Source organism: Paenibacillus alginolyticus DSM 5050 = NBRC 15375, from assembly GCF_000422905.1.
GTDB lineage: Bacteria > Bacillota > Bacilli > Paenibacillales > NBRC-103111 > Paenibacillus_E > Paenibacillus_E alginolyticus.
On the sequence record NZ_AUGY01000001.1, the window covers coordinates 351,922 to 364,710 of the forward strand.

Consider the following 12,789-nt stretch of genomic DNA (forward strand, 5'->3'; position numbering starts at 1 on the left):
GCTGCCGATGACAAAGCTTTATTTAATCCGACATGGGGAAACGATGTGGAATGTGGAGCGCCGAATGCAAGGTCACTTAGATTCACCACTTTCAGCTTTAGGGGAGCAGCAAGCTTCCTGGTTGTCAAATGCTTTGAGGGATGTAAACTTTGATGTTTTGTTTGCTAGCAGCAGCGGTCGTACTTTGCAAACGGCTAATATCGTAAAAGGTTCGCGTGAATTGGAGATCCATGCCTCGGATGAGTGGAAAGAAATGAATCTGGGTGCTTGGGAGGGACGGGTTTCAGCAGAAATTGCAGATTTGGATCCTGACAACTTCCATGCGTTCTGGAATGCACCTGAGTTGTATAGACCAACGCGAGGTGAGTCGTATGCTGATTTGCAGGCTCGCGTCATACCAGCCATTGTGCAGCTGTTAGAGGAACAAGCAGGCAAAACAATAGGCTTAATTTCACACACAGTCACGTTGAAAATGATCATGGCCTACTTCGAGCGAAGAGCTCTGGCAGACTTATGGAACCCGCCATATTTTCATCCTACTAGCTTAAGTCTTGTTGAAATGATTGATAACGAGCCGCATATCCGGCTTCACGGAGATACGTCACATTTTCAAACTGAAGCATTTGGTTTCTAACATACAATCTCAATTGGAGGAATAATTCATGATCTTAGAAGTAGCCATCCTTCCTGTAATTGCAGGGAAAAATGCGGAGTTCGAAGCGGCGTTTCGCCAAGCCTCATCTATTATTTCATCGATGAAAGGATACATTTCCCATGAGCTGCAAACGTGCATCGAGGATAGCAATAAATACTTGCTGCTCGTTCATTGGGAAACACTAGAGGATCACACTGTAGGGTTCCGTGGCTCTGAAGAGTATCAAGAATGGCGGAAGCTGCTGCACCATTTCTATGACCCATTCCCGGTGGTCGAGCACTATACATTGACACAAAAGTATCATTAAAGGCTGTTGCGGTCTAAAATCCATCAAACGAGCGTAGGATGGATTGATACGAACCATCAAACCATCCTGTAAACGAGGTGATCCTCATGAGTGGTCGGAGCTTGCCATCCAGACAGATCAACATCGTCTTACGGCAGCCAGAGCCTGGCATGCATAGGCGAGCCGTTGATGGAGCAGGCAGCCAGACTCACGCTTCGCCGCTAGCCGATGCCGAGCCGCAGCTCACAGGAAAGAAGACGCCTCTCGAGGGTCCGCTTTCGGAAGTTTTCAAAGAGCTGAATCAACTGATTGGCCTTGATAATGTCAAAGAGTTGGTGCATGAAATCTATGCGCTCCTACAAATTTCGCAATTTCGCGCAGAAGCCGGTCTGCTCAGCAATGCGCACGTGTACCATATGATTTTCAAAGGAAGCCCCGGAACTGGTAAAACAACAGTAGCTAGACTGATGGGGCGTATGTTCCATGCCATGGGCGTTCTGAGCAAGGGTCATTTTATTGAGGTGGAGCGTGCAGATCTAGTAGGAGAATACATTGGACATACAGCGCTTAAAACTCGTGAGTTGATGAAAAAGGCGATGGGCGGCATCCTTTTCATTGATGAAGCCTACAGTCTGGCACGCGGAGGAGATAAAGATTTTGGCAAGGAATCCATTGATGCTCTGGTCAAAGGTATGGAGGATAAGAAGAATGAGTTCATCCTTATTCTAGCCGGGTATAGCGACGAAATGGAGCAATTTCTGGCTACGAATCCGGGACTTCCTTCAAGATTTCCCATTCAAATTGATTTCGAGGATTATCCGATTGAACAATTGATTCAAATTACTGAGCTCATGGCTAAAGATCGAGAGTATGTGCTTCTTCCGCAAACGATTGTGAAGTTGAAGCAGCATTTAATCGATGAGAAAGCCGCAACTTGGCGTGCATTTAGTAATGCGAGGTATGTTCGAAACATTCTGGAGAAAGCAATGCGGCATCAGGCTGTAAGGTTACTCAGTCAGTATGTAAATGCTCCTTCCAAATTAGAATTAATGTCAATAAGGCCTGAAGATATGAAATTTAAATGAATTTTATAAAGCTATTTAACTTATAACAGTTAAATGGCTTTTTTTTCTTGAATAAAACGATTGACAGATTGGTTGAACGGAGTAAAATAGACAGAGTAATTAATTGGTTGATAATGATTATCAATATTAACATGGTTGAATTTGGGTTTTATTTTCTATAGGGAGTTGTGATTCATGCGTAAAGTCATCTTAGTGAGTTGGATAGCGCTGTTAATGCTGCTTTCTATTCCTTTAACAGCAGGTGCTAAGGCGGAGGATGATCTGGCCAAGGCTGATGAAGGTATTGTTCGCGCGATTCAAGCGGCAGAAAGCGGGAAGTTGGAGGATGCCTCCAAAATGTTCGAATCGTTTCAAGTGAATTGGTTGTCTTATGAAGGTGGTATTAAAGATCGCTCAATGGCCGCCTATCAGAAGATTGAGCAAGCGATGGGTGAAGTATCCTTCCAATCGCTCAAGCAACCAATTGATGCGCAGAAACTGGTTGCGGCATTGAATAATCTTCACAGTTTGAACAAGAGTTTTGTAGATGGCAATATGGATGTTTTCGGAAAAGTGGTTCAGGGCAGTGGTGATATTACCGTTAGTTCATTAGTTGCTTTGTTGGAGAAAGCGGCGGATCAAGTGAAGCAGAATGATATCGAAGGTGCTTCCACAAGTATCCAAAAGCTTCGAAACTCCTGGTTGCAAATCGAAGGTATTGTGCTTACACAATCCTCATCTGTGTATACTTCGATGGAAAGAGACATGGTTACGGCTTACGCACAGCTGACTGCTGTTCCTGCTCAAACTGGTGAAGCTTCCGCAACAATTGCGCGCATGCACACTGAATTGCAGCCTTTAGCAGCCAAAACAAGCTACACTATGCTGGATGCGACAACGATTTTGCTCAGAGAGGGTCTGGAAGCTTTGTTAGTCGTAATTGCCTTACTAGGTTTCCTAAATAAATCGGGTCATGGTGATAAGAAACAATGGATTTGGTATGGCGTGTTCGGGGGCTTGCTTGTTAGTATAGCGCTTGGCATTGTCGTACAACAGTTGTTTTCCACAAGTGCTTTTGGGAAAAACAACTTCTTAATTGCTGGATGTACAGGTATTTTCGCAGCTGTCATGCTGCTGTATATGAGCTACTGGCTGCATAGCAAATCAAGTGTCACTAATTGGCAGAAGTACATACGGGATCAAAGCGTAAAAGCTTTGGCTACCGGAAGTCTAGTTTCTCTCAGCTTGCTTGCTTTTCTTGCTGTTTTCCGTGAGGGCACAGAAACAGCCCTTTTCATGATCGGTATGGCATCCTCTATCTCCTTAAGCTCCCTTCTTGGAGGCATAGGGATTGGAGTGGCCATCCTACTCATTGTCGCCTTTTTAATTCTTAAAATTGGCTTGCGTATTCCAATGCGTCCATTCTTTTTAGTTTCAAGCTTCTTCGTATTTTATCTTTGCTTTAAATTTGCGGGGATGGGTGTGCACGGGCTTCAATTGGCAGGGTATTTGCCTGCAACGACAGCATCTTGGCTGCCAAGCTGGGACTTTATCGCGCTGTATCCAACGTTAGAGAGTGCTGTACCGCAATTTATTCTCCTGATAGCAGCGTTGTTCGCGGTCCTTTGGGACCGTCGTAAAACGATCCAAATGCGAAATATGGCCTTATCCAAATAATTTTTTAGAGAAAAGTGGAGGGAACTATACCATGAATAAAAGTCAAAAACTAATGATTCTAGCAACGGCTACAACACTGATACTCGCAGGCTGCGGTAAAACAGAAACGACAGCAGAAGTGACCAAAGTACCTGTTAAAGAGGGCTCAGCAGCGCTTCTTACAAGTATTGAGCAGCTAAAGGGTCAACTGGACACAAGTAAGGTAAAAGATCCGCAGAAGCAATCCAACCTACTTGAGAACCAATGGGCTAGCTTCGAAGATGAAGTAAAACCAAAATTCCCAGAGTTGTATATGAAAGTTGAGAAGTTTCTGACTCCTTTAGAAGCTGGATTGAAACAAGACAAGCTGGATTATGCCACATTAACGTCACTAAATAACAATTTGAAAGCAGTAATTACGGAGCTCAGCACCTCCCTTGATGATAATAAAGGTGCAGTCAATAAAGATGTTATCGCGGCATCCAAAGAGCTGCAAGAGGCAGCAAAAGCTTATAATAAATACGTTCAAGAACAAGGGAAACAATTAGTAGCTGGTCTTGAACAATTGGATGCTGCAGTGAAGAGCGGCGATTTAAAGAAGGCACAAGATTCCTATGGACAATCTCGAATGCCCTATGAGAGAATTGAGCCTATTATCGAAACTTTTAAAGACTTAGACGGTGTCATGGACGCTCGAGTGAATGATTTCAAAAATGAAAATGATCCTGAATTCACTGGGTATCATCGTGTTGAGTATTTGTTGTTTGTTAAGAAGAATGTGAAGGAAGCTGAGGCTTTTTCTTCACGTTTACTAGAAGACGGCAAGAAAATGCAGAAAGCCATTGAAGCCGCTACGATTGAGCCTGCTGATTTTATCGCAGGTGTTGGGGAATTGATGGAAGAAGCACAAGCCAAGAAAATCACGGGTGAAGAAGAGCGTTGGAGTGGAGCTACGATACCTGTTATCCGAGCTAATGTGGAAGGCGCGCAAGCCATCTATGATCTGATTAAAGGTGAGCTTAAAAAGAAAGATCCTGCCCTTGATGAGAAAATCAGCAAAAGCTTAGCCACCGTTATCGAAACTATGAATACACTTTCACCTGTTGGCACTACTTGGAATGATTTCAGCAAATTAGAACAAAGCAAACAAATCGATTTGAAAAATAAACTGGAGGCATTCGCTGAGCCATTAGTGAAAATGCCAGGAACGTTAAGTAAATAAGGGATTGGAAAGGAGAACAACGGTATGGGTGATAAAATGAATCGCCGCGCCTTCTTAGGAATGACGGCGGCAGGTGCTGCAGGCGTTGTCATTGGGGATTTGCTTGGGAAGGCCCAGAAAGTGATACCTGCCGCTTCCAACAAACCACTAGGTACTGCAAGTGCTGCTAATGAAACCATTTCATTTTATGGTGCTCATCAGACCGGTGTTGTGACTCCGGCCCAGAACTTTGCGAACGTGGCGGCATTTGATGTAACTACGCAGGATGTGAAGGAGCTAAAGGAGCTTCTTCAGCTTTGGACCGAGATGGCAGCGACTCTCATGGAAGGCAAGCCTCTCGCGGCTGAGCCTCAGGAGGGGAAATTTCCGCCGTTGGATACTGGGGAGCAAATCGGCCTCGATACGGGTAAATTAACGCTAACCTTCGCTGTTGGTGCGTCTTTGTTCGAAAAAGATGGTGTAGATCGCTTCGGACTTCGTTCTCGTAAACCATCTGGCCTTACGGAAATGCCTATTTTCCATAAAGACTCGCTGCAGGAACAATTGACCCATGGAGACATCATGATTCAGGCTTGCGCTGATGATCCGATGATCTGTTTCCATGCGATTCGTAACTTAGCTAAAGCGGCACGCGGTTCTGCCCATTTGCGTTGGCAGCAAACTGGACAGCTAGGCGTGAAGTCGCAAGGGACGAAGAGGAACTTGTTCGGCTTCAAGGACGGTACGGCTAATCCCGACTTGCAAGATGAACAATTTATGAAAAATAATGTTTGGGTCGAAGCGGGAGACGGCGCGTCTTGGTTTGCTGGAGGTACTTACATGGTTGTTCGCCGTATTCATATGCGGATTGAAACATGGGATCAGCAATCATACTCCGATCAAGAAGAGATTATTGGACGTCAGAAGGTTTCTGGAGCACCTATGGGTGGGCATGGAGAGTTCGATCAGCCTAATTTTGCTGACGATACCAAAGGTGAAGTTACAGCACTTAATTCTCATATCCGCCTTTCAAATCCGCGCACGGGAGAGAATTCAGAGCGTGAGCGTATATTGCGCCGCGGGTATAATTTCATGGATAACCTCGATAGTGTTGGACGAATCAATGCGGGTTTGTTATTCGTTTGTTTCAATCGGAACATTCAGACGCAGTTTGAATCCATCCAGAAAAGATTGACGAATCCGAAGTTTCCTGACAAAATGCTTTCCTATACGGACACAACTGGTGGTGGCTATTTCGCTGTACTGCCGGGTGTTCCATCGAAAGGTTCGTTTTTGGGACAAAGTTTATTTACTTAAAATAGGTGGAAAGCTACCGAGAGGCCTATGGTCTATCGGTTTTTTTGTGTCTTCAGATAGGAACTTCGTTATAATCGAATTTTCCTCTCCTGCAAATTGACTTTCCCAAGCATTTCCTACACAATAATGAAGGAATACGCCCGCATGGGGCTATTTCGATCGTTTGAATGCAGCGTAAAGGAGATACTTATGAAAACAACTTCACATATGGTTGAGAAAGAAATCGATGATCGCGCAGTACTCGTAAGTTTAGTCACTCAGAAACAGAAGAAAAATGAATTGTTAGCGGAATACTCGCTGCAAGAGCTGGTCAAGTTAGCGGAAACAGCAGGTGTGCTTGTTTTGGAGACATTGACTCAGAACAAAGAAACAAAGGATTCCAAATGGTTTATTGGTAAAGGGAAAGTTGAAGAGCTTAAAGTTCTTTTGGAGGAGCTTGGCGGGAATACGGCAATCTTCGATCAAGAGCTTTCGGGTGCTCAAGTCCGTAACCTGGAGGCTGCCCTCGATGTGAAAATTATCGACCGCACGCAGCTGATTCTGGATATTTTTGCTCAGCGTGCCAAAACACGAGAAGGCATTATTCAAGTTGAGCTGGCGCAGCTTAGCTACCTGCTTCCAAGGCTATCGGGACAAGGCAAGAACTTGTCACGTCTTGGTGGCGGTATCGGGACGAGAGGTCCTGGGGAATCGAAGCTGGAGACCGATCGTCGGCACATTCGCGGACGTATTGATGAGCTGAAGGCGCAGCTAGAAGAAGTTGTTCGTCACCGGACTTTGCATCGTGAACGCCGTAAGAAGACCGGTGTGTTTCAAGTTGCTCTTGTTGGTTATACGAATGCAGGGAAATCAACTTTATTGAAACAATTGACGCAAGCTGACGTCTATATTGAGAATCAGTTGTTTGCAACGTTGGATCCGACATCGCGGACGATGGAATTGCCAAGCGGCAAAGAGATCGTGCTAACAGACACCGTAGGTTTCATTCAGAATCTGCCGCATGATCTTGTTGCATCGTTCCGTGCTACGCTGGAAGAGGCCAATGAGGCTGATTTGATCCTTCATGTCGTAGATAGTTCAACAGATATGAGAAATGAGCAAATGCGGGTTGTCGCTGAGGTTTTAGAAGAGCTGGGCGCACATCAGAAGGAACAGCTGACTATTTTCAACAAAATAGATCTTTGCTCGCAAGAAGATATGGAGATGCTTTCGACCGAAGGTGAATTTCTGAAAATCAGCGCGTACAACCCAGAAGATCTAGAACGTTTGCGAATCGCTATTCAAGAGAAGCTGATGGGTGAGAGTAAAGAGTTCCGCATTCCAGCTGATAAGGGAGACATCATTTCACTGATGTACCGAATTGGCGATGTCCTGGAGACGGATGTGGACGGAGAAGATATGCTGTTCAAGGTCCGTGTGAACAAGGATGACTACGTCAAATTGGCCTATCAATTGGTGGCTTATGATCAGCATGCTCAGCAAGAGGTTCAAGATAGTGAGGGAGAGATTTACTAATTATGCAATTTGGGGATAAAGTTATGGCATTAATGGAAAGCGCTGAACGCCAAATAGAGAGCGCTTTTCGCCAGATTGAGAAAACGATTGATCTTAATCAGTGGAAAGTGATCAGCGCTTTCCAAAAACATAAGGTAAGCGATTACCACTTCGCTTCTTCAACAGGCTATGGCTACAATGATCGCGGGAGAGAGGTTCTCGATCTTGTCTATGCTGATGCGATGGGGGCAGAAGCGGCACTTGTACGCCCGCACTTTGTATCAGGTACGCATACGATAGGCACAGCGTTGTTCGGTGTTCTGCGCCCAGGCGAACATCTACTTTACATAACGGGTAAGCCCTATGATACGTTGCATAAGGTTATTGGAAAGCCTGGCGACGGGATGGGATCTCTGCAGGACTTTGGCATCGCGTACAGCGAGGTTGCGCTGACTGAGGATGGCGCGCCGGACTGGTCAGCCATCGCGGCTGCCATTCAGCCGAACACGAAGGTGATCGGCATACAGCGTTCGCGCGGCTACTCGTGGCGGCCTTCGTTCACTGTTGAACAAATCGGAGAAATGGTCCGATTCGTCAAAGAAGTGAACCCGGCCCTGATCGTCTTCGTCGATAATTGCTACGGCGAATTCACCGAGCTGCAGGAGCCGACGGAGGTTGGCGTCGATCTCATGGCCGGCTCGCTGATCAAGAACCCCGGCGGCGGTATCGCCCCATCCGGAGGCTACATTGCCGGGCGGCGCGACTTGGTGGAGCTCGCCGCCTACAGACTGACCGCCCCCGGTATCGGGGGCGAGGTTGGTGCCATGCTCGGCGCTACGCGAGCGATGTTTCAAGGGCTTTTCCTTGCCCCTCATCTGGTGGGGCAAGCTGTCAAGGGCTCAGTCTTCGCAGCTAGCGTGTTCGAAGAGCTGGGCTTCGAGAGCCATCCGCGCTGGCAAACGCCGCGCACAGATCTGATCCAAGCGATCCGCTTCACGTCGGCGGATCACTTGATCACCTTCGTGCAGGGCATCCAGAAGGCGGCTGCCGTGGATTCGCACGTTGTGCCGGAGCCGTGGGATATGCCCGGCTATGAGCATCCCGTCATTATGGCGGCCGGGACATTCATCCAAGGCGGCAGTCTGGAGCTGTCCGCGGATGCGCCGATTCGTGAGCCTTATATCGCTTATTTACAGGGCGGACTCACCTACTCACACTGTAAGTTAGGGGTACTAACAGCAATCCAACATATGGAAGACAAGGGATTGTTGTGAAAAATTAGACTGTGAACAAACCTAACACTCCTTGACACGTTTTTGTTACAAAGGTACAATAGTGGAGAGGTACTTACTGACCAGGAGTGATTAGCATGAGTGATGAGATACGTAGAAATATGGCGTTATTCCCGATCGGGATCGTCATGAAGCTGACTGATTTAACTGCAAGACAAATTCGTTACTATGAGCAGCATGAACTTATTATTCCAGCTAGAACAGCTGGCAATCAACGTTTGTATTCGTTTAATGATGTAGAACGACTTCTTGAAATTAAAGATTTAATTGAAAAAGGTGTGAACATCGCCGGGATCAAGCAGGTTCTTATCCCTATCGATAAAGATTCAGAAGATGCAACGATTTTGAACGAACACACAGAAGTGAAGCGTAAAGAATTAACCGACTCCCAACTGCACAAAATGCTTAAACAGCAGTTGATTGGCGGAGGTAAACGCCCTGATCAGGTTTCTCTGATTCAAGGTCAGCTTTCCCGTTTTTATAAATAGCATTTCTTAATCGTTTGTAAATTGAGAGGAGACTGCACACGTGAGCTACAACAACAATTTTTCCAAAGAAGACATCTTGCGCATTGCCAAAGAAGAAAATGTTCGGTTCATTCGTTTGCAATTTACGGACTTGATGGGAAGCATCAAAAACGTAGAAATTCCTTACAGCCAACTCGAAAAAGCGCTCGATAACAAGATGATGTTCGATGGTTCATCCATTGAGGGTTATGTACGTATTGAAGAGTCTGATATGTATTTGTATCCTGATTTGGATACATGGGTTATTTTCCCATGGGTAACCGAGAGCAAAGTAGCACGTTTAATCTGTGATATCTATATGCCAGATGGCAAACCGTTCGCAGGAGATCCGCGTGCCATCTTGAAAAATGCGTTGAAACAAGCCGAAGAAATGGGCTTTACGGCTATGAACGTAGGTCCGGAGCCAGAATTCTTCTTGTTCAAAACGGATGAAAAAGGCAATCCAACAACCGAACTGAATGACCAAGGTGGATATTTCGATTTGGCTCCGATGGATTTGGGCGAAAACTGTCGCCGCGATATCGTGTTGACGCTTGAAGAGATGGGCTTTGAAATCGAAGCATCCCACCACGAAGTGGCGCCAGGTCAACATGAAATCGACTTTAAATACGCAGATGCGATTAAAGCGGCTGACCAAATTCAAACCTTCAAGCTCGTCGTCAAAACCGTTGCTAGACAGCATGGTTTGCATGCTACATTTATGCCTAAACCTTTGTTTGGTATGAACGGTTCTGGCATGCACTGTCACCAATCGTTATTCAAAGGTGATGTGAATGCTTTCTATGATGAGAACGATAAATTAGGTTTAAGTAATGTGGCTAGACATTATATGGCGGGTGTACTTCGTCATGCGCGTTCTTTTGCTGCAATTACGAATCCTACGGTTAACTCATATAAACGTCTTGTGCCTGGTTATGAAGCGCCTGTCTATGTGGCATGGTCGGCAAGTAACCGTAGTCCTATGATCCGTATTCCAGCTTCCCGCGGTTTAAGTACTCGTGTTGAAGTTCGTAACCCGGACCCGGCTGCTAATCCTTACTTGGCTCTTGCAGTTATGCTTGCTGCCGGATTGGATGGCATTAAGAACAAAATGCAGCTTCCTCCTCCTACGGATCGAAACATCTACGTGATGACCGAAGAGGAAAGAGAGAGCGATGGCATTCCTACTTTGCCATTGAACTTGAAACAAGCGTTGGACGAGCTGCTTCGCAATGATGTGGTTTGCGATACGCTAGGCGAACATGCTCTGGCTCATTTCTATGAACTTAAAGAAATCGAGTGGGATATGTACCGCACACAAGTTCACCAATGGGAAAGAGATCAATATCTGTCCCTTTACTAATCGCAAAGCAAGTTGATTTGGATACAACAATTAGATAAGAAAAGCCCGTCAGCCTTCAGGTAATTCTGAACTGATGGGCTTTTTCACGCGAAGGAGAGCATAAGGATAATGGACAACTTTCAAATGAATTTGGAAAAGTACGCTGAACTTGTAGTTAAGGTAGGGGTTAATCTCAATAAAGGCCAGGATCTGATGATAGAGTCGCCGATAGAGTCCCTAGAATTGACTAGACTTATCGTGAAGAAAGCCTACGAGGCAGGGGCGAAGTTTGTCCAAGTTCACTGGCAGGATGATGTGGTAACTCGCAGTAGATTTGAATATGCCCATGACGAAGCTCTTGATTATTACCCAGAGTGGTATACGAATATGTTGGAACGTTTTGTAGAAAACGGTGGAGCATTGCTGAATATCAAAGTTCCGGATCCTGATCTCTACGCGGGTATTGATGCAAGTATGATTTCTAGAGCATCTAAAGCCATGGCTACGGCTAGAGCTAAGTATCAGCACTATGTGAGAACAAGTAAGTTCAGTTGGTGCTTAATCAAAGCGCCAACGGTGGCGTGGGCATCCAAAGTGTATGCCGATTTGCCAGAAGAACAGCGGATCGATGCGATGTGGGAGGCAATTTTCCGGATAAACCGCGTTTATGAAGATGATCCCGTTGCGGCTTGGCGAGTACATATGGATCAACTGAAGCGTGTTCGCAGCGTGTTAAATGAGAAGCAATATGAGGCGCTTCAATATCGAGCGGCAGGAACAGATTTGCGAGTTGAACTGCCGGAGGGCCACATTTGGCTTGGTGGTGATACGGAGAACGCAAGTGGAATACGATTCGTAGCGAATATGCCAACTGAGGAAGTATTTACGATGCCTAAGCGAACGGGTGTTCATGGGACGGTATCGAGCACCAAGCCATTAAATGTGAATGGGGCGCTTGTGGATCGGTTTTCGTTCAAGTTCGCGGACGGGAAAGTTGTGGATTATCATGCCGAAGTCGGCTATGAGCACCTAGCAAGGTTGCTGGATATGGATGAGGGGGCACGATATTTGGGTGAAGTTGCTCTCGTGCCTTTTGATTCGCCGATCTCGAATCTTGACCGTATTTTTTACAATACGGGCATCGATGAGAATGCATCGTGCCATCTGGCCTTAGGCAGCTGTTACCCGATCAATTTGCAGGATGGCGTATCTATTTCAAGTGAAGAGTTGAAAGCTCGTGGTGGGAACACCAGTTTGATTCATGTGGATTTTATGATTGGGACGGATGATCTTGAGATTGATGGTGTCCTTAGTGATGGTACCGTTGAACCTATTTTCCGTAGTGGAAATTGGGCGCTTGCTTTTTAGTTGAAATTTATCTGATTTCTTTAGCTGATATTTTAGCTTAATTTCAATGGGATAGAGTGCAGGGAGTAGGGAGTAGAGAGTAGAGTGCAGAGTGCGGAGAGTAGAGGGTAGATGGAAGACGGAAATTGGAATTTGGAGTTTGGAGATAGAAGATAGAAGAAAAAAGATAGAAGCTAGAGGAAAGAGGCTTGAAAATAAAAAATAGAAAATAGAAGTCTCCTAGAGGCCGCTAATTTGTCCAAAAGTGTTGTGATTATTAGAATAGAAGTCTTTAAGAGTAAGTTTCACAATTCAAAACCCACGCCAGATAAGGGTTTCTGGCGGATGCAAAAAGGAGAACCTCCCCATCTAATCGAAAGTGTAAGTACCACCAAACACTAGAAGAGAAGGGAGTTCTCCTAATGTATTTGATTCGGCAGCAAAGCCTGTTTTCCCTGCAAGACCTATTCAATTTACAACCTGAGCAGAAATATGCCACCATTTTCGACACAATCGACATGCCCAAAATTTACTCAGCATTAGCAAAAAAGAGTTCGTTAGGCGCACCCGATCGACAAAATTACCCGGCTATATTTCGCTCCGTCATTATTGGAATGACGGAAGGATTT

11 protein-coding genes and 1 pseudogene are annotated in these 12,789 nt (G+C 45.6%); all 12 read left to right on the forward strand.

From position 1 onward, the window contains the following. The first annotated feature begins 7 nt into the window (after nucleotides 1–7). On the forward strand, nucleotides 8–634 hold the full coding sequence (locus tag G519_RS0101940; RefSeq protein ID WP_051252996.1) for a histidine phosphatase family protein: 627 nt from the start codon (nucleotides 8–10) through the stop codon (nucleotides 632–634). Between the two features lie 28 nt (nucleotides 635–662). After that, nucleotides 663–962 carry an antibiotic biosynthesis monooxygenase family protein gene (locus G519_RS0101945; protein ID WP_029193238.1) on the forward strand — a complete coding sequence of 100 codons (300 nt, stop codon included), beginning with the start codon at nucleotides 663–665 and terminating at the stop codon, nucleotides 960–962. 86 nt (nucleotides 963–1,048) lie between these two features. Continuing rightward, nucleotides 1,049–2,026 (forward strand): AAA family ATPase, encoded by a 978-nt coding sequence (locus G519_RS0101950; RefSeq protein WP_029193239.1) that lies wholly within the window; start codon nucleotides 1,049–1,051, stop codon nucleotides 2,024–2,026. Between the two features lie 174 nt (nucleotides 2,027–2,200). Then, nucleotides 2,201–3,682 (forward strand): FTR1 family iron permease, encoded by a 1,482-nt coding sequence (locus G519_RS0101955; protein ID WP_029193240.1) that lies wholly within the window; start codon nucleotides 2,201–2,203, stop codon nucleotides 3,680–3,682. 31 nt (nucleotides 3,683–3,713) lie between these two features. Beyond that, nucleotides 3,714–4,883 (forward strand): EfeM/EfeO family lipoprotein, encoded by a 1,170-nt coding sequence (locus G519_RS0101960; RefSeq protein ID WP_029193241.1) that lies wholly within the window; start codon nucleotides 3,714–3,716, stop codon nucleotides 4,881–4,883. Between the two features lie 24 nt (nucleotides 4,884–4,907). Beyond that, a complete protein-coding gene (gene efeB, locus G519_RS0101965; RefSeq protein WP_051252997.1) occupies nucleotides 4,908–6,179 on the forward strand; it encodes an iron uptake transporter deferrochelatase/peroxidase subunit in 1,272 nt (423 codons plus the stop codon). Between the two features lie 189 nt (nucleotides 6,180–6,368). After that, the gene (gene hflX / locus G519_RS0101970; protein ID WP_029193243.1) at nucleotides 6,369–7,694 is read left to right on the forward strand and encodes a GTPase HflX; all 1,326 of its coding nucleotides are present in this window, start codon (nucleotides 6,369–6,371) and stop codon (nucleotides 7,692–7,694) included. A 32-nt stretch (nucleotides 7,695–7,726) separates the two neighbouring features. Then, nucleotides 7,727–8,947, forward strand: a complete 1,221-nt coding sequence (locus G519_RS0101975) for a methionine gamma-lyase family protein (protein WP_409371978.1) — start codon at nucleotides 7,727–7,729, stop codon at nucleotides 8,945–8,947. A gap of 95 nt (nucleotides 8,948–9,042) precedes the next feature. Next, nucleotides 9,043–9,453 carry a MerR family transcriptional regulator gene (locus G519_RS0101980; protein WP_029193245.1) on the forward strand — a complete coding sequence of 137 codons (411 nt, stop codon included), beginning with the start codon at nucleotides 9,043–9,045 and terminating at the stop codon, nucleotides 9,451–9,453. Between the two features lie 40 nt (nucleotides 9,454–9,493). Beyond that, nucleotides 9,494–10,834 (forward strand): type I glutamate--ammonia ligase, encoded by a 1,341-nt coding sequence (gene glnA, locus G519_RS0101985; RefSeq protein ID WP_029193246.1) that lies wholly within the window; start codon nucleotides 9,494–9,496, stop codon nucleotides 10,832–10,834. Nucleotides 10,835–10,942: 108 nt separating this feature from the next. Beyond that, nucleotides 10,943–12,181 carry an aminopeptidase gene (locus tag G519_RS0101990; RefSeq protein ID WP_029193247.1) on the forward strand — a complete coding sequence of 413 codons (1,239 nt, stop codon included), beginning with the start codon at nucleotides 10,943–10,945 and terminating at the stop codon, nucleotides 12,179–12,181. Between the two features lie 401 nt (nucleotides 12,182–12,582). Next, nucleotides 12,583–12,789 (forward strand): annotated as a pseudogene (locus G519_RS51540) (IS5/IS1182 family transposase); the annotation flags it as partial.

What these genes read in the sequence shown, in the direction of transcription:
- G519_RS0101945 (WP_029193238.1), top strand. Translation starts at nt 663, where the DNA reads ATGATCTTAGAAGTAGCCATCCTTCCTGTAATTGCAGGGAAAAATGCG.
- G519_RS0101980 (WP_029193245.1), top strand. Translation starts at nt 9,043, where the DNA reads ATGAGTGATGAGATACGTAGAAATATGGCGTTATTCCCGATCGGGATC.
- G519_RS0101940 (WP_051252996.1), top strand. Translation starts at nt 8, where the DNA reads ATGACAAAGCTTTATTTAATCCGACATGGGGAAACGATGTGGAATGTG.
- G519_RS0101960 (WP_029193241.1), top strand. Translation starts at nt 3,714, where the DNA reads ATGAATAAAAGTCAAAAACTAATGATTCTAGCAACGGCTACAACACTG.
- G519_RS0101975 (WP_409371978.1), top strand. Translation starts at nt 7,727, where the DNA reads ATGGAAAGCGCTGAACGCCAAATAGAGAGCGCTTTTCGCCAGATTGAG.
- G519_RS0101955 (WP_029193240.1), top strand. Translation starts at nt 2,201, where the DNA reads ATGCGTAAAGTCATCTTAGTGAGTTGGATAGCGCTGTTAATGCTGCTT.
- G519_RS0101990 (WP_029193247.1), top strand. Translation starts at nt 10,943, where the DNA reads ATGGACAACTTTCAAATGAATTTGGAAAAGTACGCTGAACTTGTAGTT.
- efeB (WP_051252997.1), top strand. Translation starts at nt 4,908, where the DNA reads ATGGGTGATAAAATGAATCGCCGCGCCTTCTTAGGAATGACGGCGGCA.
- hflX (WP_029193243.1), top strand. Translation starts at nt 6,369, where the DNA reads ATGAAAACAACTTCACATATGGTTGAGAAAGAAATCGATGATCGCGCA.
- G519_RS0101950 (WP_029193239.1), top strand. Translation starts at nt 1,049, where the DNA reads ATGAGTGGTCGGAGCTTGCCATCCAGACAGATCAACATCGTCTTACGG.